A 23,334-nucleotide genomic window follows, 5' to 3' on the forward strand; every position below is an offset into this window, starting at 1 on the left:
TTTTTATCTGTAGTTTACAAAATAAATAGATAAGAAAGGAGAGTATCCTGCCCAATGGCTAATATTGGAGATGAAACCAAAAGCATTCTATTGAAGGATTTCATAGATATTAACATAAAAAAAGGCTTTTCTATCCTCTCAAAGAGCAAGGATGCCTTTTTGGTAATCAGCTCTCTAGGAAATATGGAATATGCCAGCCAGCCGTGTGAAGATCTTTTGGGTTATTCAACCAATCATTTGCTGCGGTTAGGATTAAAAGACCTATTCGATACAGAGATATTAAAGGAAGGTCACTCTTTTTATGAAGGAAAAGCACAGGGAAAACGAATGACCTTTGAATCAAGGGTAAAGGGTAAAGACGACAAGGTTATTGACGTAACGGTAACACTCATGCCTATTTACTTGAAAGATCAATGGATAGGCTCATATATTATTCTCGAGCAGTCTATTAACAATAATGATAGTAATGATGTCATCGATCAGTTAGCTCAATTGTCAGAAAAACGTGCAACTGCTGGTCACTTAGCAGCTGGCATTGCCCATGAAATTCGTAATCCTATAACAGCTATAAAGGGATTTCTACAGCTATTAAAGGATGAACATGCAGGAAATGAAGTTTATTACGGCGTTATTAATTCTGAGATCGAAAGAATAGAACTTATCCTAAGAGAATTGATGGTTTTAGCAAAGCCAAATAAGCAAAAGTATGAAAGGGTGGATATACAGTTACTACTTGATCAGGTGCTTACCTTGATGGAGCCACATGCGCTCTTAAACAATATTCAGCTACAGCGAAATATCTATTTTAATAATTCCTTCCTCTTAGGTGACACCAATCAATTGAAACAGGTGTTTATAAATTTTATCAAAAATTCTATAGAGGCAATGCCGGATGGTGGAAATATTACCATAGAAGGTAGAGTATTAACAGACTTGAGCATAGAGGTGTCAATAGTAGATGAAGGGTGTGGAATGCCCAAGGAAGTACTAGATAGGGTAGGCGAGCTGTTTTTTACTACGAAAGAAAACGGAACGGGCTTAGGGATGCTTGTTAGTCAACAGATAATAAAGGAACATAAAGGTACGATTGTTATTGAGAGTGACTCTGAAGGTACATGTGTCAAAGTAAGATTTATGCCGAGAGAGAACGAATTAAATCTTGTGAACTAATGAGAAAAATGGTATGATACTCCTTGTCTAATGTCTTGCTGTCATTAGTTTTAAAGCAATAATTTTATTATAAATAACGATTTTTTATACTTTATTATTTGTTGAATGGTAAATGGTAGAAACTATTATATAGTCGTCTTAACCGTGGCCTAACTTCTTTTTTTGAGAAGTTAGGCCTTTTTATTTATGTAAGGGGGATTTGAATGCTGGCTACGCAAGATGATTTGCATACACTCAGTAGTACATATAGCAAGCTTCTTAAAAGAGGATTTGGGAAAGGACCAGAAACCTGTTTTACTGTCTTTAAGGGGAACAAACTATACGTGTATATACGAAGTTTTATGACACCTGCAGAAGAAATTCTTTATAATAATGACCAAAATAATTTGATCACAGAGTTTCGAACCTCTGTCATTCAATCACTTTCGGAAGAGCTCGTACAGGAATCGTCTAAGTTATTAGGAGTACCTTTCCATTCCTTTTATCAAGATTGGAATTATGATACGAATTCAGGTATGCTGCTTCTCGTTTCTAATTCTGGTCAGCTGGATTTAAAAGCAGAGGAGAAGGGTAGTGAAGGAGTGACTAAGGTGATTCGAACAATAGGTACTCAGTTTCACAAACTCCCAGTTAATTTACGAACCGTTCCTTCCCCTACCAATAGCTATGCTGTTGAGGCAAAAGGTGTGTTACTACCACTTGAAAACTTCATTTTTGAAAGAGGACAAATGGATCTGTTATTTACCCAAGCTAGAAACGTTAAAAAGGGATATATGACACATAAGAGCTTTTTTGAAGAAGCACTAAATCGCTCCATTGAAGATATTTTTATTATGTGGGATTATGTGGAAAATAAGAATTATTTTATATTTATTTTTGGTAGAATAAATTAACAATTACAAAGAAAGAAGTGGACACAACAATCCACTTCTTTTTGTTTTGAGTGAAAAGAACTGGGCAACCTAAATTTAATAGCTAAATTAAGAATGTGAGGTTAACCAATATGTCTACTGAACTGCTTCATGAAAAACTCATGAACATAAGTAGTTTAACTAGTAAGATGTTACGAAAAAATTTTGGACGAGGTCCCGATTCTTGCTTTGCCTTTGCTAATGGTCCATATCTTGTTCTTTACATAAGAAGGTTTCTTTCTCCAATGGAATCTGTATTGCTTGAAAGTGGTAACATAGACAAGCTAGACATGTCCCGCACAATAGTTATGCATAAAATTTTAACTCAATTGAAGGGAATGCTCGAAATGGAATTTGAGGCTGATGTAAAATCAGCCTATCATGATTGGAATTATAATCAAAATACAGGTATGATCACGATTGAATTTGAGAGCAACGTAACTGAGGCAGTTTCTAAAAGTGAAGAGAATCATATCTATAAAAATCTTATTGATGAGGTAGACCGAATAAGCATTATCGTACAGAAAAAACCGGAAACAACCGAAGCGTTTTTTATCACTCCGAGGGTGTATTTGGTCAAGAGAAAGGGAATTTTGGTTGAAATTGAAAAGTCTTTGATAGAGAAAGGGTATGAGCAAACTCTCCTTGTTACAAAAGATGAATTAGAAAAATCATATTTGCATCATAATGGTCATTTTGAAGAAATTTTTAGCCGGCCGGTTGAAGATATTCTTGTAGATTGGGATTTACATAATGACGATAGCATCATCTGTTTTGTATTGAAAAATTGAAATAAGGGTAGACACCAAAATTATCCGACATTGTTCAGAATTAGAGGAATGTTTAAAACCAATTCCATTCGTTCATAAAGATAGTAGAATAATCTCCCAAGAGGTGTTTTTATGAACGATCTTTTGCAAGAACTTTACCATTCCAATAATCAGTTAGTGACTTTTATCCTTGGTTTAGTGTTTATTATTATAGTTGTTTCAATCGTTCGCTCGGTGTTTCGAATGGTACTTCCATTTGTAGTCATTGGATTAGTCATGGTTGTTTTTCTTGGACATTCTCCTGATGATGTGATGAATAAAGGAAAGCAGTTTATGGCTCAAGGCTCAAATTTGATTCAAAACCTTATACCTTTTCTTCAGTCAGATAGCGGGGAAAAGGATGAGGAACTTGCTCCCTTTTCAGAGGAAGATGAAAACAAAGAGATTTTTAAAAATGATGGAAATAATTTTGATATAAATAAGTTTTAATAAGTCGTTCTGGATGCTGTAAACAAAGAAAAGAAATCCTTTTTTCCTCCATAAGGTTTCATTATAATTAGTGAAGAGGTGAAAGCTTATGGCACGTGAACGGAAATTTTCCAATGAAGAACTGTTTCAGACAGTAAAGAAAATGCTCCTTCAACATGGTTATGAAGGATTCCATTTTGGCCTGTTAGCAGAGCAACTGGATATTTCAAGAGGAGCTTTATATAAATATTACGAAAACAAGGATGAGTTAATTACGGATTTTATGCTTTATGAAATGCAGATATTTATTGGAGATTTGGCTCAGATAGAAAATCAGGGAGACTTTGAAGCCCAGTTTGATTTCTTAATGAAGCTAATTTTTGATAAAGCAGAAGTTCATCAACTCATTACGGTTGTCAAACAAATGGGATCAAGTTCAAATGAAAAAGCAAAAGAAAATAAAGAACAATTAGAAAAGCTTCCTCTAGAAATGTATCGCTATCTGCAAAATTTTATTTCATTTGGGAAAAGGGAAGGCAAGCTAAAGGAACATATTCCTGATAGTGTCATACTCGGATTGATATTCCAATCGATAGCCATTCCCAATCATTTTGGCTTACCAAAGGGGGTTTGGGTGAATTCAATCAAGGAAATTATTAGTAAAGGAATGTTTGCACATTCATAATTGACACAACTGTCACTTACGCTTGATAATAAGGGTGACAATTGTGTTTTTTATTTTTATTTAAAGTAACACTTGTGTCACTATAAAATTTTACTAAGGGGAGAAAAGCATGAAATCCATTCTCAAGAGAATTACTGACCAAGTTTCTACCAGAAAAGGAACATGGGTTACGCTAGGTATTTGGGTCATAGTAACAGTCCTTCTTGCTGTCCTTGCACCGAGTGCGAAAGAATACGAATCATCCAATATTTCATCATTACCCAGTGATGCAAAGTCAGTTATTGCTCAAAATAAACTGGATCAATATTTTAAAGACAATGACGGAACACCGGCGATTCTCGTTTTTCAATCTAGCGACGATAAAGTAGTGAATGTAGCTGAATTAGAGTCATTTATCATGCAGGTTGAAAAGGTAGAGGGAGTCAAGGAAATTGTTCCAATAACCACTTTGCCACCACAAGCTACCGAAAGCTTCTTTTCTGAAGATAGAAGTACAGTCATCCTGCCGGTTACCTTTGAGGCTGGCTTCGAAGCGAAAGAAATGAGAACCTCGCAAGAAAAGATGATGGAGATGGCTAACGAATCTACGAACTTATCGTTAACGATAACTGGTCCTGCCGGTATTGCTGTAGACGCCCTTGATTTGTTCTCACGAGCAGATGTTGTGCTCCTTTTATCAACGGTTGGCCTTATTCTTATATTGCTAATAGTGATCTACCGTTCACCTCTACTTGCCTTAATTCCACTTCTTGCAGCCGCATTTGTCTATGAAGTGGTGAATCAAGTGCTGGGTCTAATGGGAAAAGCGGGATTACTTATTAACAATCAAACATTTTCGATCATGACAATTTTATTATTTGCAGCAGTGATTGATTATTCATTATTTGTCTTTTCTCGCTATCGTGAGGAATTGAAAACGTATGATAGTAAGCATGAAGCCATGAAAGAAGCGATGAGGGAAACCGGATTACCAGTTTTCTTCTCTGGTGGTACAGTGCTTGCTGCCATGTTGGTATTATTCTTCGCAGAATTTGGGGATTACCGAAATTTTGCACCTATTTTTGCAACGGCCATGCTAATTATTATGATTGCATCTGTCACATTAGTTCCCGCCCTTTTTACACTATTCGGAAGAAAATCGTTCTGGCCTAAAATTCCTAGAGTTGGGGAGGAAGCAGTTAAAACTAATTCTTTCTGGAGTAAAATTGGTCGAAGTGTAGTGAAGAAGCCAGTTGTTTCAACGGTCGCAATTGGGATTATCTTAGTGATATCGGCATTAAATATGTTCAATCTGAAGTACGAGTTTGATACAATGAAGAGCTTTCCAGAGGATATGCCATCTAGAATAGGGTATGAAATTTTAGAAGCAGAGTTTGAAAAGGGAGATTTAGCTCCAACAACTGTCCTGTTTGAAGCTTCTGAGCCAGTCACGATGGAGCAGCAGGACGCAATCATGAAAGAGCTGCAGAAACAACCACTTGTTAGCGGTGTTCGTCCAAGTGTTGTATCTGAAGACCAAAAAGTAGTTCAATTTACACTCACCTATACAGAAAGTCCATACGATATTGAAACGATGGATGCGTTGGAGGAAACGAGAGATGATTCGCAGCAGATCCTAAAGGATGCAGGTCTTGAGGGTGAGCTTTATTTTGCTGGCGAAACAGCCAATCGAATTGACGATCGTGCAACGAATAACAGAGACCTTATCGTCATTGTTCTTTTAGAGTCCATTCTCATCTTTGCTATGCTTATTGTAATGACAAAGTCGTTCAAGCTACCTTTATATATGATGGGGACCATTTTATTATCATTCCTGGCAGCTGTTGGGTTAGGGATGTTCCTGACAAACCTATTTTTTGATATTGATACAGTTAGTAACCGCGTCCCACTTTACTCCTTCGTCTTTTTAGTGGCGTTAGGAATTGATTATAATATCATTCTAATTTCAAGGTTTATGGAAGAAAGAAAAATTCATCCAGTCAAGAAAGCTGTAGAAATTGCGGTAGCCAATACAGGTGGAGTGATCTCTTCAGCAGGAATCATTCTTGCTGCAACCTTTGCTGTGTTAATGACACAACCGATTCAACTATTATTTGTATTTGGTTTTATTGTGGCGGTTGGAATATTATTAGACACCTTCTTAATACGAGGAATTTTATTGCCTGCATTGCTTGTTTTATTTGAAAAAGATTCGTCTTTGCAAAAGAGTCAGCAATAAGAAAAAGAGCCAGTCACAAATAAAGGTGACTGGCTTTGTTTTTACCCTTCTATACTTTGTTCGTTTGCTAATTGTGTACGTTGTTTCTTAGACTTTTTAAAATGTAAAAGCTCATAAATCACGGGTATGACCACAAGCGTCAGTAGGGTTGCTGCTGCTAATCCACCAATAACTACTACAGCTAAGCTTTGTGACACAAGGGCACCTGTCTCTGCTTTTTTAAACAAAAGTGGGAGCATGGCACAAATGGTTGCAACTGCTGTCATTAAAATCGGACGCATTCTCGTTGCGGTTGCTTCGACAATCGCTTCCCGAATGATCATTTTTTGTTCGTTTTGTTTAATACGGTCTAACAATACAATCGCATTCGTGACGACGATACCAATCAGCATAAGGGCACCCAATAGAGCCGTTACATCCACAGGAATTCGGCTAATTACAAGTCCAAGTACAGCACCAATCGCTGCAAGTGGAAGTGAGAATAGAATAGCGATAGGAGCTCTTACTGTTTTGAAAGTAATCACCATGATTAAGAAAACGGCTCCAATGGAAACGATCATCGTCATAAATAAATCAGAGAAGTCATTCGCTTGTTGAACACTCGCTCCTCCAACAAAAATTTCTACCTCATCAGGAAGTTTGATTCCGCCATTTCCCTTAACACCAAATATAGCTTCATTTATTTCCTTTGAGATGTCTGAAACGCGTGCTGAATCAATATTTGCTGTTACTCGAACATATTGGTCTCCATCTTTATGGAAGACACTCGTTGATTCTTCTCTTTTCGTAATCGAAGCAACCTTAGAAACAGGAACTAAGCCTGTTGGAGTCATAACAGGGATATCGCTAATCTCATCCGCTGTAGCTGGAGATAGCAATGCTTCCAGTAATACAGGCGTATCTTGTTCTTCTAGTTGTAGCATACCAATTGGCATAGCATTTAGCATGGCAGCTAAGCTTTGAGCTGTTTGTTCAGAGTTCACTTTACTGGAGTCCACTTCAAGTGAAAAGACCGTTTTCTTTTCTTCGAAATTGGTAGAAACTTTTTCAACACCATCAATTCCTGAAATCTCAGCCTTCACCTTTAAAGCAGTTTTTTCTAGATTAGCTAAGGAATCACCCATCACATCGATGGTGATTTGTGAGGATGAGCTAGACATCATTGAACTAGCTGAAACCGTAAGCTCGGCATCGTCATAATTCTCTTTTTCACCTTCAATCAGTTTGATCATGTGATCGGTATCGTTTTTATCTTTAAGAATAATTGAAAAGCTTGTTGCAGTTGGTGATTTTACATCCCCGTATTGAGCAGCTTCAGCTGAATTCCCCATTTGAGTAAAGTTATGTTCAACCTCTTCTTGCTTAAGAATGAACTCCTCTAGTTTAAGGGAGCCTTCCTTAACCTCGTCAATAGGGGTATTATTCGGGTACGTTAGATTAGCCACGATGAAATCGGAGCTTGAGTTATCAATGGCACCTTTCGGAAGCGTTACATAGGTTACAATCGAACCAGCAAAAACAAATAATGCTAGGAGAAGGACTGCCCATTTATGATTGAGTGACCAAGTTACTAACTTTATGAATTTTACCGCTGGCTTATGTTCTGGTAGCTTTGTATTTTTCAGCAACCCTGCGCTCATTAGTGGAACGACGGTTAACGCTACGACTAATGAAGCGAGCAGAGAATAGGTAATCGTTAATGCAAATGGGAGCATGATATCCTGAAGGGATCCACTTACAAGACCGATTGGTAGAAATACTGCCACAGTTGTTAAGGTGGACGACGTGATAGCGGTTCCTACTTCTTTTGTTGCCTCTATTACTAAAGGTACTGAGAATTTTTCTTTTTGCATTTTGCGGAAAATATTTTCGATTACTACGATACTATCGTCTACTAAACGACCAACGGCTACTGCCACTCCCCCTAAAGTTAGAACATTAAGTGTAATTCCTGAGCGTGACAGAAGGAATAACGTAAAGGCTAGGGACAGTGGGATAGACACAATTGTAATAAAAGTCGAACGAAGGTTTCTTAGAAAAAGCATAATTACAATTGTTGCAAACAATGCTCCAAGTAACACTTCCTTCATCATGGTGTGTACAGAGTTTTCAACCATATCTGTTAAGTCTAAAACCACTGTCGTCTCCGATTGGCTAAACTTTTCGTTCAGTTCCTTGATGGATTGATCAAGCTCTTTACTGATAGATACAGCATTAGACGCACTATCCTTTGTTACTATTAGGAAAAGACCATCTTCACCATTAATGTGATTCAACGTATCATTGGGTTCTTGTTTATCAACTGTTGCAATATCTTTTAAGCTAACCCCAGGAGATACTTGTAGATTTCTTAGCTCATCCAGACTATCGATACTGCCAATAACTTTAATATTACTGGATTTACCATCTATTGTTTGCTCACCTACAGCCATCGATGAATTCTGTCCTTGTAACATAGTCATGATGGTTTGAAATGGAATCTGTGTTTGTGCAAGTTTTTCGTTATCTATTTTCACAGATACATAGGAATTTGCTTCGCCCATGGTTTGGATATTGGCAATTCCCTCAATATCTTTTAATACAGGAACAATTTCTTTTTTAGCAAACTCCACATTCTCAGCTGTTAATCCATCCTCGAACGTGATTGAAATCTGTGAGATTGGGATCATATTTGTATTCAGTTGAATAATATTTGGTTTTGACACGTTTGGTGGAAGACTTAGCGTAGTCAGTGCATCCTGTACCTCAAGCTTTGCATCCTTCATATTGGTTTTGGAGTCGTAAAAGATATCAAGCTTTGAATATCCATCTCCTGTAGTCGAAAAGATATTTGTTTTTCCTTTTACTCCTTCAAGTACCGTTTCCATCGGATTCGTCACTTGCTTTTCCATCGTGTCAGAGTCTGTTCCTTGACCGAGCACAACGACTGAAACCTGTGGCTGGTCAGCTGCTGGAAAGAACTCCATAGGTAATGTTGTGTAGCTTAGGATTCCTAAGCCGAGGACCAAAATCGTCAGAATCGATACAGCAGCTTTGTTGCGAAAGGCCCACCTTGTAAAAATAGACATTGTAAAATTTCTCCTCTCATGGTAAAAACTAATAATAATCACAAGATGTATCTTAACATAATTTGTTCATGACTAAGAACGGTCTCGAGACCGATACCGCAATACTTACAAAGACTTAATATAAGGGTTTTCTTGAAGTTAATGAAAATTTATTGTTAAGATTGTTCGTTTTATTGAATTCTATAGAGTCAGGAATAATTGAGTGCTGATTTCACTGTGTTTGAAAATTAAGCGGAAAAATTCCGGTTAAATTAAGAAATACTTATATTTTCTTAAAAATAAGGGGAGTTTTTCCGTTTATATTAGTCAAATCGTTGAATTTGGTCATATTTAGAGCATTTAATCGGAATATCTCCGCTTATTTCTGCTTCATAGGATTCCCCTATATACATTAGCAGGAAATTCTCCGCCTATGACCTCTCATGGATACACGACATCAATACGTTGAAAGCAGAAATGGTTTGCAAAATTCTCAATCCTAAGAATTAGTAATTAAAGCAAAAAGAGCAAGGGAATAAGCCCTTGCTCTACTTTTGTTATGCCTTTTTATGCCGTGGTTTCTTCCTTAGCAAATTCTATTTCAAATCCGAGGTCTTGAAGCATCTTGTGGTCTGCTGTTGTTTCTTGCCCAGCGGTGGTTAAATAATCACCCACAAAGATCGAATTAGCTGGGTACAATCCGAGAGGTTGAAGACTTCGAAGATTAACTTCTCGGCCTCCAGAAATCCGAATTTCCTTCGATGGATTAATAAAGCGCATTAAGCAAAGCACTTTTAAACAATAACGCGGATTTAACTCATTTACTCCTTGCAGCGGTGTACCATCAATTGCATGAAGAAAATTAACAGGGATAGAATCAGCATCCAATACTTTTAGGCTTTTCGCCATGTCAATAACATCTTGTTTTGTTTCCTTCATTCCAATAATGACGCCAGAGCATGGAGAGATGCCAGCGTTCTTTACTAGCTCAACTGTGTTTACTCGGTCTTCATATGTATGGGAGGTAGTAATGGATTCATGGTGACTCTCTGACGTGTTAATATTATGATTGTATCTGTCGACTCCCGAGTCTTTTAATCGTTGTGCCTGTTGTGGGTTAAGTAGACCCAGGCAAGCACAAACCTTCAGTCCGTATTTATCCTTTATCTCCTCGACGGCAGAAGTGACAATATCCACTTCTTTGTCACTTGGACCTCTGCCGCTTGCAACAATGCAGTACGTACCGGCATTTAGATGATAGGCACGTTCGGCCCCTTGTAGAATCGTATCCTTGTCCATCATTCGGTATTTTTGGATAGGTGCGCTTGATATACTCGATTGCGCACAGTAACCACAATTTTCTGGACATAGTCCTGATTTGGTGTTGATAATCATGTTAAGCTTTACTTTGTTGCCGTAATAATGACTTCGTATCACATAAGCTGCCTGAAGAATCTCAAGCAGCTCATTGTCAGGACAAGTAAGGATACTTAACGCCTCATCATTCGTGAGCTCGTGTCCATTTAATACATTAAGAGCAAGAGTTTTCCAGTTATTCACCATGTATCCTCTCTTTCCGCTATTAAGCAGTTCTTTTTAAATGTTTGAAGCTACCCTTTGATAAAACTGTTTTTTCAAGTCTAAAAGCAAGAATCGCAGCTAGAACTGTTAGAATGATATCTTTTGGCATTGGGACGACCATCCAAGACCATGCCATTTGATACGTGAAGCCCTCAGGAGCTGCCGCCCAAAGTTTGTATGCCCCATACATCCAATTTGTTCCGAATACATAATTAATAACAAGTCCGACCATAGCAGCTGTGATGAAGCCAGAAAGGGATCGATTCTTTTCTACGATTTTCCCAACTACAAAAACAGCAATCACAAACGAAACAATAAATCCAAAGGTAGGACTCAACAGAGTGGAAAAACCAGCTCCGAATCTAGCGAAAACTGGGACGCCCACTAGTCCAACAAGCGCATATACAGTCATAGAGATGGTTCCCAAGCGACTACCAAGAATCAAACCTGCTAAAATAGCAAAAAAAGTTTGTAGCGTAATTGGAACTCCTCCAACCACCAAAAATGGCACAAATGAGGTAATGTTTGCACCTACAGCCATTAATGCAACAAACATTGCTGCTAATGTAAGATCAATTGTTTTTAACTTCATAAAAATATCCCCTTTATTTTTTATATAATTAAAGAATAAATTTTCAAAGTATTTTTTGTCAACTAAATATTTTTTAGGTTAACATAAAAAGATTCGAGCTCTTGTAATTAACTTTTTAGAAAAGCTCAAAAAATTGTCATATTCCTTTTATCAAATCATGTTTCTTTTTCCTCACAACCGTAGTAAAATACGCTTATAAAATGGAAGGGAAGAGAAGAGAAAGATGAAGTTTCCTAAAGATGTAATACTTGATTCTGTTGCTGAACGAAAAAATCATGAAGCCTATGGATTAGAATTTGTCCAAGAACTTGGAAATGATGATGCGGGTTACTCAGAAATGGTCGTTATCATTTTTAAATATAGAGATAAATACTTCAGTGTAGATATTCAACATGTGAATGGTGAGAATAACTACGATCATTGGGACGATGAGGTTGACTGCCCGGAAGTCGTTCGAAAGGAAGCCATACAATATTATTGGGAAGAAGTAAAACAATAAGACAATGAAAAAGGCATCAAGATGGACTTTCATCTTGATGCCTTTATTATTCCTTAACGGCAATGACACGAATTCTTTTATAGTCTGCAATCCATTGATGATTGTGAAATAAGCTAGACTTTACTTGATGTTCAACCTTATTGATGATATCCTCTTGCTCCTCTTCATCTAATCCAAGAAAAAAACTCGGTGCGAACATCTTTATCCAGTTCTTTAAACCGTTCGCCCCTTCTAGTGGAGTTGGTCTATCATAGTGTTGGGCAAAAGTAACTCTAAAACCGACTTCCTCCATTAATGATGAATATTCACCAATACTAGGATAATACCATGGGAAATCAGTTCTATGGATATCTCCCCCTAATTGATGGCTAATTTCATCAATGATAGTTTGTACATTCCCTTTACCACCAAATTCTGCTACGAATCTTCCGCCTTGTTTCAAACAATTGTATATACATTCTAAAGCTTGCTTAGGTTGTGTTACCCAATGAAGAGCAGCATTAGAAAAAACAGCATCAAATTCATTTGTATAAAGTAGTTTTGTTGCATCTTGGACGAAAAATGGTATTTCAGGATATTTTTCTATTGCTTGTGCGATCATATTATTTGATTTATCTACTCCTATTACTTGGGTCCCTTGTTCAAATAATCTTTTCGCCAAATCACCGGTTCCGCAACCTAAATCAAGGATGCACTCTCCTTTGCGGGGTGCTAACAATTCAATGAGACTATTCCCGTATTTTGAAACAAATGAGTGATTTTCATCATAGAAGTTAGCATTCCATTGATCCGTTTGATGTGAAACGTTTTCCATAGCCAACTCTCCCTTGATTGAATTATTGAAATTTTAACATATTTAAGCGTATAAGAAAAATTTCCCAATCGAAATATGATATGGTATAAGATAAGCGGTAGAATTAAGGGGAAATTAATAAGTAATCATTTAAAAAAAGGAGGAAAATCGGTGTGAGTGATACTACAAAAAAGGAAGTATATTCTTGGTTTAAATCAATTGTGTTTGCATTTATTGTTGCTTTTATTTGTCGTCACTTCCTATTCTCTCCGGCGATTGTATACGGAGAATCTATGTTACCAACCTTTCAAGAGCATGACCGGCTGTTGGTAAGTAAAGTATCGGATATTCAACGATTTGACCTAATCGTATTTAACGCACCAGATTCCGACGAGCGGTATATTAAAAGGGTCATTGGCTTGCCTGGAGATCAGATAGAAATGAAGGATGATACCCTTTTTATCAATGGGAACCCTGTGAAAGAACCGTATTTAGAGGATATAAAGAAAGATCTATTATTAGATAAATTAACTGGAGACTTTACACTTGAGGAGTTAACAGGGGAATCAGTCGTGCCTGATGGAGCGTTATTTGTTATGGGAGACAACCGGCTACATAGTAAGGATAGTCGATTTTTTGGCCCAATTCCTATTTCTTCTTTAATAGGAGAAGTGAAGTTACAGATTTATCCTTTAAGAAAGATAGGTATGCCAGAATAACTATTTTAGGCACAGTATAAATTCATGTTTTTATCAAAAGCTAGGAAGGTTAAATCATAGTGAGGTGAAACCATGTATTTTTACAAAGAGGATTTAATTAATATGATTGTACCTGATAAGCCAGATCCAGCAGCGGCTAAAGTTCTCCAGGAAGCATTGGGTGGACGATTTGGTGAGATGAGAACCATGATGCAATTCTCGTTCCAAAGTGCTAATTTTAGAGGAAATGCTAAACCTTATCGTGATTTAATTCGTGGTGTATTTCTTGAAGAACTATCTCATGTGGAGCTTGTTCAATCGACCATTAATCAACTACTAAATGAGTCTGGTTTAGACATGCCTGGAAATGCAGGGGTAGATGATGCGCCGCTTGATGAGGCAATTAAACATGCGAATCCACATCACTACATAATGGGAGCCAAAGCTTCTCTTCCAGTAGATGCGGCTGGTAACCCGTGGAATGGAAATTATGTGTATGACCATGGGAATTTAGTAGCTAATCTTTTAGATAATGTTGTTCTTGAATCAACAGGTGTATTACAAAAGTCGCGTATATATGAGATGAGCAATAATAAAGCATTTCGTGAAACACTTGCCTTTTTAATTGTGCGTGATAATGCTCATCAAAATGCATTTGCAAAAGCATTAGAGACATTAGGAGTGGATTGGGGTAAGCTTTTCCCTATTCCTAACTATGATATTAATAAATACCCTGAATGTAAAAAATATGTGGACATGGGCTTCCATAACGCGCAGTTTAATTTCCGACTTGATGCTACATTAATGGGGCAAATATTCTCAGGACAAACTCCTAGTAGAAACGGAGGGGAGCTACGGGTAATAGAACCTCCGGCTGGCTACCCAGTTCCACAAATGCCAGAAATGCCAAATGAACACGCACCAGGGTTAAGTGATTTAAATAATTAATTAAAATGTGAAGCACTTCGCAATAGGGAAGTGCTTTTTTTATGTAAAAAAAACTGTGTTAGAAAATGTAACACGAGTGTTGGGGGAGTATTGTAAACCATATATACTAAAACCAACTTAGATCTTCAAAATTACATAATGGCTCTCGAAGTAGTATCGGTGGGAGCAAAAAGCTGTCTAGGGTTCCGTTGATATGGTGTATCAAGTCTGGTCCAAGAGAGAGCGTATAGAAAATTTATTCTATATACACGGAAGGATAAAAGCCTGGGAGATTCATTCTCTCATTCTTTTATCCTTCTTTTATTTTTTCAAAAACAAAATCTAACAATGAGGTGAAGAGAATGAGAAAAATGAAGCATGTATTTTTAGCAGTCGTATTGGTGGGAACAATGTTCTTAAGTGCTTGTGGAAGTTCAACAAAAGAAACCTCTGGTAGTGAATCCAGTGGCAATACTATTAAGATTGGTTTTAGTGCTCTACCTAGCTGGTATTTATGGCATCTCGTTGATCAAAAGGGATTCTTTGAAAAGTATGGTGTTGATGTTGAATTAGTCTGGTTCCCAGTGTACGCGGACTCTTTATCTGCTTTAAATACCGGAAAAATTGATGGAAACACTCAAGCTCTGTTAGATGCAATTCCACCTTTAGACAAAGGAATTGACTTAAAAACCATTTTTATCACGGATAATTCAATCGGTGGCGACGGAATTGTTGCGATAAACGATATTCAATCGGTGGAAGATTTAAAAGGAAGGTCTGTTGGAACGGAACTGGGAACGATTGAACACTTCTTCCTACTGACTGCTCTTGAAGATGCTGGTATGAAGGAATCTGATGTGAAATTCACAAACCTGACTGTACCTGATGCAGGAAATGCTTTCTTATCCGGAAATATTGATGCAGCTGGACTTTGGGAGCCATTCTTAAGCAAAGCAGTTGCTAAGGAAGGGACGCATAAACTGGTTACTTCTGCTGATTATCCTGGTTTAGTATCTGATGTGTTTGTGGTTCGAGAAGATGTTACGAAAGAGAAGAAAGAAGAGTTACAAAAGATTGTAAATGCTTGGTTTGATGCCGTTGACTACTTGGAAAAGAACCCGGAAGAATCCATTGACATTATTGCCAAAGAGGCTGGTATTACTAGTGAAGAGTTAGCAGAAGGATTTAAAGGATTCAAAATGTTTACTCCCGAAGATAATCTTGCATCCTTTAAAGAAGGAAACAGTTATGATTCATTCTATTATACTGCAGAAAAAAATGCAGCGTTTTTAAAGAGACAGGACTATTTGGAAGAGATACCTGACTTCTCCGATTTTGTTGATTCGTCCTTTGTTGAAAATGTTTCAAAATAATAAGAAGAGAAAGGATGAGTTCAATGAACCTACCAAAAAATAAAACAATTAGAAGCTTAACTTCTATACGTGAAGAAGTGCCTAAAAAATGGTATTTGTTTGGAGTGTGTATTACCTTTCTATTACTCTTCCTTTTCTGGGGTGGATTTAGTTTTATTAACATCGTTGATGAAGTCTTCCTCCCAACACCAAATGCAGTCGTATTTTCGTTAGCACACTCTTTTGGAAGCCCTGAGTTTTGGGAGCATATTGGAATAAGTGTGTATCGGGTATTTATGGGATTTTTACTTGCTTGTGTGATTGGTATACCGCTTGGAATATTGGCAGGAACCTTTAAATTCGCAGAATCATTTATTTTACCAATGTCAGAATTTATCAGGTATATGCCTGCAGCAGCCTTTATACCTCTTATCATGGTATGGGCAGGAATTGGAGAGACAGCCAAGATATTGGTGATCTTTATTGGTTGTTTCTTTCAGCTCATCTTGATGGTGGCAGATGATACAAATCGTATTAGCAAAGATTTGCTTTACGCTTCTTATACTCTTGGAGCAAACCGAACACAGGTGATTTTTAAAGTTATCATTCCCGCGTTACTACCAAAACTCATGACAACTCTACGTCTAATTATGGGGTGGGCTTGGACATATTTAGTCGTTGCTGAGCTGGTGGCAGCGAATAATGGACTTGGGTATTTCATTATGAAGGCACAGAGATTCTTAGATACAGAGTCTATCTTTGTGGGGATTATTGTCATTGGACTATTAGGGCTGATTATTGATAGAGCATTTGCGATCGCGAATAAAAAGTTATTTCCTTGGGTGGAAGGTGGGAATTAAATGGTGACTATTGTACAGCCAAAAGTGGTCGTTGATCCGGTTGACATTGAAATTGAAATCAGTGGATTATCAAAAATCTACGAAACGAAAAACAACACGTTCCAAGCGTTGGAGGATGTTTCTTTATATGTGAAAAATGAGGAGTTTGTTTCCATTTTGGGGCCATCTGGCTGTGGGAAATCAACCATTCTTCGAATATTAGCCGGCCTAGAAGAAGCAACGTCTGGGTCAGTTAAAGTAGCTGGTGAGGAAGTACAAGGTCCAAGCGTTAAGCGGGGGATGGTCTTCCAATCTTATACCCTTTTTCCATGGTTGACCGTTCGTGAGAATATTGAATTTGGTTTGAAGTTAAAAGGTGTTAGCTCAAAGGAGCGGAAAGACATTTCCGATAAATACTTAGAGCTTGTTGGTCTTGAGCGGTTTGCCAATTCTTATGGGAAAGAATTATCAGGTGGCATGAAGCAGCGTGTGGCTATTGCTCGTTCATTAGCAAATAGTCCAGAAGTATTGTTGATGGATGAACCGTTCGGGGCACTTGATGCACAAACGAAGCAGTCCATGCAGCAGTTGCTATTAGATATTTGGAAAAAAGAAAAAACAACCATTGTATTTATTACCCACGACATTGATGAATCTATCTTTCTTTCCCAACGAATTTACGTAATGGATGCTCGCCCTGGAAAAATAAAAGAAGAAATTAACGCTGATCTTCAACTATTTAAAAATGGCGAGCTAGTAGAAGTGGACCGATTTATGAAACTAAAAAAACACATCATTACGCTATTGAAGCATTGATGATGATGGTTAAGGAGGAAATAAAGGATGACACAAGTTTGGTCGACCATTCTTTCTCCTGGTGGAAAATGGTCTGGGTTTATAAAACGAGGGAAATTTATTCGTTTTACTGCACTTGAGGAAGGTGCCAATGTATCCATTCTTTTTTATAATGCGAGAGATTTAACCGAGCGTTATGTTATGTCTGACACACTAAAGTCTCAGTTTACAAGCCATTTAACAAAAGGTCATGTTCTATTAAGTGATAATGGCCGAGTGTTAGCAAGTATTGTAGAAGATAGTGTTGGCTGGCATGATCCGATCGCTGGATGCACGACCCGTAAGAAAACAGATGCTAAATATGGAATAACTACCTATCAAATTCAGCGAAACGAGTGGTTTCGAAGTGGGCGAGAAAACTTAATTACCGAGCTTGCACGAAATGGCTTAGGAGCACGTGATTTAGTACCAGTAATCAATTTATTTTCTAAAATAGCTACAGATGAAAATGGTCAATTAACATACCAAAAAAATCATTGTCCAAAAGGTTCTACAGTTACCTTAAGAACGGAGATGGATTTGTTAGTTGTCCTTTCCAATACACCTAATCCTCTAGATCCAAAGACAGAGTATCCGGCTGTACCAGTCAAAATGGAGTTTTCCTCTTCACCAAAAGTAGAAGAGGATGACTTCTGTGTTAACAATCGTCCTGAAAATCGACGTGCATTTGAAAATACATGGGCTTATTATGCGTTATACTGATACTTTTCCCAGAAGGAGGATCTAACAAATGCCTGTTTTAACGAAAGTGGAAAGTCCACGTAAGGCTAAGGATGCGATATATAGTGAAACCATTTTGGCTGGAAAAGGATTTATGCATAAGCTTCTACCTGGGCAAGTTATTAGAATCGTGGACTTAGAAGGAAACCAATCAGTAGATGCGTTGTTTTATGATGCGGAAAATCCAGACGATCACTATAGTACCGTTTTAACCATTGCTGAGCAGGAGAATATGTACCTAAAGACCGGTTCGACCCTACTTGCGGAATCAGGTAAAGAACTCGTGACCATCGTTGCGGATACGGTTGGTTGTCATGATGCTTGGTTTAGTTTTTGTTCTGCACAAAGCAATACGGTCCGCTACGGACATGACAAAATGGATATGCATAACTGTCGTGATACTTTTTTGCTTTTGATGGAAGAAAATCAAGCGGGTTATACAAAAAGAGATCTACCGCCAAGTGTAAACTTCTTTTGTATTGTACCTTTTACACAAGATGGTGCCATTGAATTCGTTGATGGTATTTCTGCACCTGGAAGCTATGTTGAGCTAAAAGCGAAAGGTAGCATAATGGTCCTTCTTAGCAACTGCTCACAGCTAAACAACCCATGCAATGACTACAACCCTACACCTATTAAAGTGTATATCTGGGAATCGTAGACTGTAAGGCTTTCTTAACGGAGTGTAATTCATCAAAAGGAGGAATTGTTCTGGAGAAGTTGATAGACTTAAACTGTGATATGGGTGAAAGCTTTGGCCTGTATAAATATGGTGCCGATGAGGAATTAATGCCATTAATAAGCTCTGCGAATATTGCGTGTGGTTTTCATGCAGGGGACCCACATGTTATGCGGGAATCGGTTGAGTTGGCAACTCAATATGGTGTAAGGGTGGGAGCACATGTAGGGTTACCCGATAGACTAGGCTTTGGTCGTCGTGAAATGAAAGTGAAGCCACAAGAGATATACGATTACACTCTCTACCAGCTCGGAGCACTTGCTAGTTTTTTACAAAAGAGTCATACAAGATTGTCTCATATTAAACCGCATGGTGCTCTTTATATGATGACAGCTGAAAAAAGAGAATTAGCGGAAGTAACGGTAGAAGCTGTCTTGGACTTTAATCGTGATATTGAGATCTATACCTTGCCTAATTCCGAGCTGTATCATGCGGCAATAGAAGCAAAATTAAACGTAGTGACCGAATATTTTGCTGATCGGCCGTATGTAAATAATTATGTGAAAATGTTTGGCTGGACGTTAGAGGAAATTGGACAGCCGAACACAATGGCCAAAAGAGCTTTGCAGTTGTTGGAGCAAAGCCCCGTTGAAACGATTTGTGTTCATAGCGATACACCGAATGCATCAGCAATTATGAGATCGGTTCGAGAAGCCTTATTAGAAGATGGCTGGCTAATCGGAAGGAAAACGTTAATAGTTAAGTAAGTTGAAGATTCCTTCTATATGAAGATAATAAACAAATAATAAGCACCAAAGAATAATTGCTAATATGAGGAGTGAGTGTTTAAATAATTTCATCATAGTATTAGTTTGAGAAGTATAGTTTGAAATATTCCATTCTACATGAGGAATTTAACAGAATTTGAATAATAAAAAGGTGTCAGCAAGAAATTCTGACACCTTTTTGATGCATCTATTTTTTCACTTGTTTAAATACCCATTCAATCATTTCTTTATTTTCATACGCAGGTACCCATGAAGCATGGTTATATCCCTTCTCAGATGGATATTCTGTATAAATTGGATTCCCACCAGCATTCTGAATGGCTGTTATAATGTTTTGTGAGTAAGAAACCGGGATGATAGCATCGTCTACTGCATGGAAAGCCCAGATTGGTTTATTCACTAGCTTAAAAGCTTGAGTTGGATCTCCACCACCAGCAATTGGTACCATCGCAGCAAAAAGATCAGGATATCTAATGTTCAGATTGAACGTACCAAAACCACCTTGGGACAATCCAGTAGAGTATAGTCGGTTGCTATCAATATTGTATTCATTTCTAACTTTTTGAAGAATATCATAGGCAGTACCTAAGTCTTGGGAGAACTCGAACACTCTGCTTAGATTAATATTATTATTTGTGTCTCTAGTGATTCCAAATCCACCATCATGTACACTGCGTGCTTGAGGGGCAAGGACAAAGGCTGGATGCTTTGCTTGATTTTCAGGCGCTGCCCAGATCACAGCACCATCATTCGCTAGAATTTGCTTTTCGTTATCAGTGCCTCGCTCTCCACCTCCATGTAGGAATAGAACTAACGGGTACGATTTTGATGGATCGTAATTTTCAGGTACATAAAGGCGATAAGGCATGTTATTGTAGGTGAAACTTAGGAACTTTGAAGCGATATCTTCTTTGGTTGTGAATGAATAAGTGAACGTGGATACCTTACTTTTTGCACCATTACTAACTTCGTTTGCAATACTATTGTTCTTAACTTCATAAGCTATCGCTTTAATTGTCGTATCTTGATTAACAGTAATAGGTGTAGAATATAAATTACTATCTTTTGAAGGTGTCGTTCCATCTATTGTGTAATAGATAGATACACCAGGAGTTGAGGATTGCAGTTCAACGGTTTGTGATTTGTAATATGTACCCGACTCAATGGAGGCTTCTGGTGAAGCAATTTGACCCTCTGAATTTAGTTGCTTTGCTTGTCCTATAGGTGCAAATGCTTGAAATGCGAGGACGACTAAAAGTAGTGCACAGATGCTTTTCATTACGAATCTCTTCATGAATTTTCCTCCTATTAACATAGTAAAATACAAGGCTAATCATAAGATATAAGCGCTTTCATAAAAAGATAGCCTTTTTCCTTTTTTCTTAGGAAAAAGTTTGCGAATCCTATTAAAACAAGAAAGAGCTACATTTTTATGTAGCTCCTTCATAAAAAAGAGTTCTATTTTCCTGGTAGTTAAGACTTAATTTAGAGTTGCTACAAAAGAGATTTACTCTAGTTTAACTCTGACCTTGTCGATTGCATGGTAGCCATAGCCTTTTCGATTCCAAAAAGGCTTCTTTGGTTGAACACGTTTATTTGAGTCTGTTGCTCTAGACATAATGGTGTATTCCCCTTTTTGTTCAGCTCTCCAGTGGTAGTACCAAGTACTCCAGGAATATCCAGTATGGTCGATAGTTTCTATGTTTGCTTCGTTCCACGATTCTCCATTGTCAGTACTAATTTCAACCTTCTTTATATAACCTTGGCCAGTCCAAGCTATTCCTCTTATGGTGTGTGCACCTGTTTGTAGGATGTCTCTATCGATTGGATGCTGAATCGTTGAATTTACATGGAGGTTGGTCACTGGAACAGCTTCTTTGTTGCTTTCTTTGTAAGGGTAATATACATAATCCACTGTTTGAAAGGGACCTGTAAAAGGTGAATCAGTAACGATTATTTGCTTTAGCCATTTAACTGAGGCCATAGCATACCACTGTGGAACAATTAATCTTAAAGGAAAGCCGTGCTTAAAAGGGATAGGTTTGCCATTATACTCATATGCAATAATCGTATCTGGGTGAAGTGCTTTTTCTAAAGGCAGACTTCGAGTGTAAGAGACTAATTGATTATTGTCTTTACGCTCTCCGTAATCATATCCTTCAACAACTACTTCTAAAGCACTTTCTTTAATACCTGCAAGGTCTAGTACATTTTTTAATGGTACACCTTTCCAAATCCCCTGACTCATCGCCCCTTTTTCCCACTGCTCACCAAACACTTTCGGTTCGAAAAAGCTTCGCTTATTCCCAGAACATTCAAGAACTGCTTTTACCTGTTTTGAGGGTAAATAGGTTAGTTGTTGCAATGAAAAAAACAATGGCTTTTTTACATGACCACTAACGGGAAACCAGTAGCTAGAGGATGAGAGCGATGGATAAGAAAAGTGATTGCGTCTATAGAAAAGTCGGGAAGAAATGGTGTCGTTGTCTAAAAAGGAGATGGGTGACTCTTGATTTTCAGGATGAAGGCTTTTGGTAATCAAATAAGGTTTTGCATTAGGTTGGAAGTGATTATTCATCTGTCTCCTCCAAATGAAAAGAATGTTTTTTAAACAATATGTGGCTATCGGATGAAATAGTCTTTTGTGGCTGTAAAGACCTTGTTTTTACAAAGACAATTTGGCAGTATAAGAGAGGGTTAAAACTAGTTTGATCGGAGGAATACAAATGGCTAACTTGCCAAATTGTCCAAAGTGCCAATCGGAATACACATACGAAGACGGTACATTATATATTTGCCCAGAGTGTGCACATGAGTGGACAGCAGAAAGTGAAATAAGTGAAGAGCAAAAGGTAGTGAAGGATGCAAACGGGAATGTACTAACCGATGGTGACACAGTTTCGGTGATTAAGGATCTAAAAGTAAAGGGGTCGTCATCTGTGATTAAGATCGGTACGAAGGTGAAAAACATACGACTTGTCGAAGGTGATCATGATATAGACTGTAAAATTGATGGATTTGGTGCCATGCAGTTAAAATCGGAATTTGTGAAGAAGATATAGAATGAAAAAGCCTTAGAATACATATTTGTGGTATTTACTGGATATATAAGGATATACTAGTAGGAAGGGAACATCCATATGGTCTTCTAGTTCTCATTGTAGAAGGCAAGAGACCCTTAGGAAGGATGGCCAAAAAATGACTGTTATTGGTTACCAAGCTCAGGTAGCGGATGGAATTAGAAAAAAGGGAATTAAGCGAGTGAACTCCTTTTTTAAAACACCTGAAGAAGCAGTAGAAGAGGCTTTTTCTTTAAAGGAAAAGTTGGATACAAGATACAAAAATAAAATCAAGTGGGACTATGGTAAAAAAGTTACAGGGACACTTGAAAAAATGAAGATTCTAAAGGGCTACTTAGATGGTAATGAAGATTCCAGTGCTTTTTATCTTCAAATTACTACATCAGAGATTCAGAGGAATTTAAAGTTATCTACACCTAGTAAGCCTAAAAAAGTTACTGCGAATGACAAAAAAGTGATGACTAAAGTCGCTAAAATATTTGTATAATTACTTCCCTTTGTGGTTGGAGAATATATGTAATTAATACTTTTCATTGTGTTATTACTCATAACCTGTTATTCTTAGAAAGAATTATTTTTGTTCGGTCTGTAAGGAAAAAATAGTGAAAGCTTTTTCGCCTTTGATTTCTCATTGAGCAATGATAGTATTAATTGTGGAATAT

The 23,334-nt window shown here is 37.6% G+C and carries 23 protein-coding genes and 1 riboswitch; of the genes, 17 read left to right on the top strand and 6 right to left on the bottom strand.

The window, feature by feature from the left end; genetic code table 11:
• Positions 1-54 precede the first annotated feature (54 nt).
• The 6 genes from M3175_RS14270 (at position 55) to M3175_RS14295 (ending at position 6,222) form a co-directional block, all read left to right on the top strand.
• On the top strand, positions 55-1,170 hold the full coding sequence (locus M3175_RS14270) for an ATP-binding protein (RefSeq protein WP_251520011.1): 1,116 nt from the start codon (positions 55-57) through the stop codon (positions 1,168-1,170).
• Positions 1,171-1,373: 203 nt separating this feature from the next.
• Entirely contained in the window at positions 1,374-2,063 is a 690-nt protein-coding gene (locus M3175_RS14275) for a Na-translocating system protein MpsC family protein (RefSeq protein ID WP_251520013.1), read from the top strand.
• A gap of 110 nt (positions 2,064-2,173) precedes the next feature.
• Positions 2,174-2,872 (top strand): Na-translocating system protein MpsC family protein, encoded by a 699-nt coding sequence (locus M3175_RS14280; protein ID WP_251520015.1) that lies wholly within the window; start codon positions 2,174-2,176, stop codon positions 2,870-2,872.
• A gap of 111 nt (positions 2,873-2,983) precedes the next feature.
• Positions 2,984-3,340 carry a hypothetical protein gene (locus tag M3175_RS14285; RefSeq protein ID WP_251520017.1) on the top strand — a complete coding sequence of 119 codons (357 nt, stop codon included), beginning with the start codon at positions 2,984-2,986 and terminating at the stop codon, positions 3,338-3,340.
• Positions 3,341-3,428: 88 nt separating this feature from the next.
• The gene (locus M3175_RS14290; RefSeq protein ID WP_251520019.1) at positions 3,429-4,004 is read left to right on the top strand and encodes a TetR/AcrR family transcriptional regulator; all 576 of its coding nucleotides are present in this window, start codon (positions 3,429-3,431) and stop codon (positions 4,002-4,004) included.
• A 109-nt stretch (positions 4,005-4,113) separates the two neighbouring features.
• Positions 4,114-6,222, top strand: a complete 2,109-nt coding sequence (locus M3175_RS14295; RefSeq protein ID WP_251520021.1) for an MMPL family transporter — start codon at positions 4,114-4,116, stop codon at positions 6,220-6,222.
• A 41-nt stretch (positions 6,223-6,263) separates the two neighbouring features.
• On the opposite strand, the gene M3175_RS14300 is transcribed toward M3175_RS14295, so the two are convergent.
• The 3 genes from M3175_RS14300 to M3175_RS14310 form a co-directional block, all read right to left on the bottom strand.
• Positions 6,264-9,290: an efflux RND transporter permease subunit gene (locus M3175_RS14300; protein ID WP_251520023.1), complete on the bottom strand. Its 3,027-nt coding sequence runs from the start codon at positions 9,288-9,290 to the stop codon at positions 6,264-6,266.
• Positions 9,291-9,836: 546 nt separating this feature from the next.
• Positions 9,837-10,829, bottom strand: coding sequence for a biotin synthase BioB (bioB, locus tag M3175_RS14305; protein ID WP_251520025.1), 993 nt, complete (start codon positions 10,827-10,829; stop codon positions 9,837-9,839).
• Between the two features lie 22 nt (positions 10,830-10,851).
• The gene (locus M3175_RS14310; protein ID WP_251520027.1) at positions 10,852-11,442 is read right to left on the bottom strand and encodes a biotin transporter BioY; all 591 of its coding nucleotides are present in this window, start codon (positions 11,440-11,442) and stop codon (positions 10,852-10,854) included.
• A gap of 223 nt (positions 11,443-11,665) precedes the next feature.
• On the opposite strand from M3175_RS14310, the gene M3175_RS14315 reads away from it, so the two are divergent.
• Positions 11,666-11,941, top strand: coding sequence for a hypothetical protein (locus M3175_RS14315; protein WP_251520030.1), 276 nt, complete (start codon positions 11,666-11,668; stop codon positions 11,939-11,941).
• A gap of 46 nt (positions 11,942-11,987) precedes the next feature.
• On the opposite strand, the gene M3175_RS14320 is transcribed toward M3175_RS14315, so the two are convergent.
• A complete protein-coding gene (locus tag M3175_RS14320) occupies positions 11,988-12,755 on the bottom strand; it encodes a class I SAM-dependent methyltransferase (protein WP_251520033.1) in 768 nt (255 codons plus the stop codon).
• A 152-nt stretch (positions 12,756-12,907) separates the two neighbouring features.
• On the opposite strand from M3175_RS14320, the gene lepB reads away from it, so the two are divergent.
• The 8 genes from lepB to M3175_RS14360 all read left to right on the top strand — a co-directional run bounded on the left by lepB (position 12,908) and on the right by M3175_RS14360 (position 19,571).
• Positions 12,908-13,453 carry a signal peptidase I gene (gene lepB / locus M3175_RS14325; protein ID WP_251520036.1) on the top strand — a complete coding sequence of 182 codons (546 nt, stop codon included), beginning with the start codon at positions 12,908-12,910 and terminating at the stop codon, positions 13,451-13,453.
• A gap of 72 nt (positions 13,454-13,525) precedes the next feature.
• The gene (locus M3175_RS14330; RefSeq protein ID WP_251520039.1) at positions 13,526-14,380 is read left to right on the top strand and encodes a manganese catalase family protein; all 855 of its coding nucleotides are present in this window, start codon (positions 13,526-13,528) and stop codon (positions 14,378-14,380) included.
• 166 nt (positions 14,381-14,546) lie between these two features.
• A riboswitch (guanidine-I (ykkC/yxkD leader) is annotated at positions 14,547-14,653 on the top strand.
• 68 nt (positions 14,654-14,721) lie between these two features.
• A complete protein-coding gene (locus M3175_RS14335; RefSeq protein ID WP_251520042.1) occupies positions 14,722-15,732 on the top strand; it encodes an ABC transporter substrate-binding protein in 1,011 nt (336 codons plus the stop codon).
• A gap of 23 nt (positions 15,733-15,755) precedes the next feature.
• Positions 15,756-16,571, top strand: coding sequence for an ABC transporter permease (locus tag M3175_RS14340; protein ID WP_251520045.1), 816 nt, complete (start codon positions 15,756-15,758; stop codon positions 16,569-16,571).
• On the top strand, positions 16,572-17,366 hold the full coding sequence (locus M3175_RS14345) for an ABC transporter ATP-binding protein (RefSeq protein ID WP_251520048.1): 795 nt from the start codon (positions 16,572-16,574) through the stop codon (positions 17,364-17,366).
• A gap of 27 nt (positions 17,367-17,393) precedes the next feature.
• Complete coding sequence (locus M3175_RS14350) at positions 17,394-18,107, top strand: urea amidolyase associated protein UAAP1 (protein WP_251520052.1); 714 nt, start codon at positions 17,394-17,396, stop codon at positions 18,105-18,107.
• 28 nt (positions 18,108-18,135) lie between these two features.
• Positions 18,136-18,786 carry a DUF1989 domain-containing protein gene (locus tag M3175_RS14355; protein WP_251520054.1) on the top strand — a complete coding sequence of 217 codons (651 nt, stop codon included), beginning with the start codon at positions 18,136-18,138 and terminating at the stop codon, positions 18,784-18,786.
• A 59-nt stretch (positions 18,787-18,845) separates the two neighbouring features.
• On the top strand, positions 18,846-19,571 hold the full coding sequence (locus M3175_RS14360) for a 5-oxoprolinase subunit PxpA (protein ID WP_285852285.1): 726 nt from the start codon (positions 18,846-18,848) through the stop codon (positions 19,569-19,571).
• Positions 19,572-19,779: 208 nt separating this feature from the next.
• Here M3175_RS14360 and M3175_RS14365 read toward each other — a convergent pair whose 3' ends face one another.
• On the bottom strand, positions 19,780-20,886 hold the full coding sequence (locus tag M3175_RS14365; RefSeq protein WP_251520058.1) for a chitobiase/beta-hexosaminidase C-terminal domain-containing protein: 1,107 nt from the start codon (positions 20,884-20,886) through the stop codon (positions 19,780-19,782).
• 213 nt (positions 20,887-21,099) lie between these two features.
• Positions 21,100-22,170, bottom strand: coding sequence for a sulfite oxidase (locus M3175_RS14370; RefSeq protein ID WP_251520060.1), 1,071 nt, complete (start codon positions 22,168-22,170; stop codon positions 21,100-21,102).
• 148 nt (positions 22,171-22,318) lie between these two features.
• Between M3175_RS14370 and M3175_RS14375 the strand changes: the two genes are divergently transcribed.
• A complete protein-coding gene (locus M3175_RS14375) occupies positions 22,319-22,654 on the top strand; it encodes a zinc ribbon domain-containing protein YjdM (RefSeq protein ID WP_251520062.1) in 336 nt (111 codons plus the stop codon).
• A 136-nt stretch (positions 22,655-22,790) separates the two neighbouring features.
• Entirely contained in the window at positions 22,791-23,159 is a 369-nt protein-coding gene (locus tag M3175_RS14380) for a hypothetical protein (protein WP_251520064.1), read from the top strand.
• Positions 23,160-23,334: the final 175 nt, after the last annotated feature.

It is taken from the genome of Robertmurraya korlensis (assembly GCF_023715225.1).
GTDB lineage: Bacteria > Bacillota > Bacilli > Bacillales > Cytobacillaceae > Robertmurraya_A.

Excerpts from the sequence above, each read along its gene's own strand:
- M3175_RS14335 (WP_251520042.1), top strand. The coding sequence starts at position 14,722 with ATGAGAAAAATGAAGCATGTATTTTTAGCAGTCGTATTGGTGGGAACA.
- M3175_RS14275 (WP_251520013.1), top strand. The coding sequence starts at position 1,374 with ATGCTGGCTACGCAAGATGATTTGCATACACTCAGTAGTACATATAGC.
- M3175_RS14370 (WP_251520060.1), bottom strand. The coding sequence starts at position 22,170 with ATGAATAATCACTTCCAACCTAATGCAAAACCTTATTTGATTACCAAA.
- M3175_RS14380 (WP_251520064.1), top strand. The coding sequence starts at position 22,791 with ATGACTGTTATTGGTTACCAAGCTCAGGTAGCGGATGGAATTAGAAAA.
- M3175_RS14270 (WP_251520011.1), top strand. The coding sequence starts at position 55 with ATGGCTAATATTGGAGATGAAACCAAAAGCATTCTATTGAAGGATTTC.
- M3175_RS14355 (WP_251520054.1), top strand. The coding sequence starts at position 18,136 with ATGCCTGTTTTAACGAAAGTGGAAAGTCCACGTAAGGCTAAGGATGCG.
- M3175_RS14375 (WP_251520062.1), top strand. The coding sequence starts at position 22,319 with ATGGCTAACTTGCCAAATTGTCCAAAGTGCCAATCGGAATACACATAC.
- M3175_RS14365 (WP_251520058.1), bottom strand. The coding sequence starts at position 20,886 with ATGAAGAGATTCGTAATGAAAAGCATCTGTGCACTACTTTTAGTCGTC.
- M3175_RS14285 (WP_251520017.1), top strand. The coding sequence starts at position 2,984 with ATGAACGATCTTTTGCAAGAACTTTACCATTCCAATAATCAGTTAGTG.
- M3175_RS14295 (WP_251520021.1), top strand. The coding sequence starts at position 4,114 with ATGAAATCCATTCTCAAGAGAATTACTGACCAAGTTTCTACCAGAAAA.
- M3175_RS14300 (WP_251520023.1), bottom strand. The coding sequence starts at position 9,290 with ATGTCTATTTTTACAAGGTGGGCCTTTCGCAACAAAGCTGCTGTATCG.
- M3175_RS14315 (WP_251520030.1), top strand. The coding sequence starts at position 11,666 with ATGAAGTTTCCTAAAGATGTAATACTTGATTCTGTTGCTGAACGAAAA.
- M3175_RS14340 (WP_251520045.1), top strand. The coding sequence starts at position 15,756 with ATGAACCTACCAAAAAATAAAACAATTAGAAGCTTAACTTCTATACGT.
- M3175_RS14320 (WP_251520033.1), bottom strand. The coding sequence starts at position 12,755 with ATGGAAAACGTTTCACATCAAACGGATCAATGGAATGCTAACTTCTAT.
- M3175_RS14345 (WP_251520048.1), top strand. The coding sequence starts at position 16,572 with ATGGTGACTATTGTACAGCCAAAAGTGGTCGTTGATCCGGTTGACATT.
- M3175_RS14310 (WP_251520027.1), bottom strand. The coding sequence starts at position 11,442 with ATGAAGTTAAAAACAATTGATCTTACATTAGCAGCAATGTTTGTTGCA.
- M3175_RS14280 (WP_251520015.1), top strand. The coding sequence starts at position 2,174 with ATGTCTACTGAACTGCTTCATGAAAAACTCATGAACATAAGTAGTTTA.
- M3175_RS14330 (WP_251520039.1), top strand. The coding sequence starts at position 13,526 with ATGTATTTTTACAAAGAGGATTTAATTAATATGATTGTACCTGATAAG.
- M3175_RS14290 (WP_251520019.1), top strand. The coding sequence starts at position 3,429 with ATGGCACGTGAACGGAAATTTTCCAATGAAGAACTGTTTCAGACAGTA.
- M3175_RS14350 (WP_251520052.1), top strand. The coding sequence starts at position 17,394 with ATGACACAAGTTTGGTCGACCATTCTTTCTCCTGGTGGAAAATGGTCT.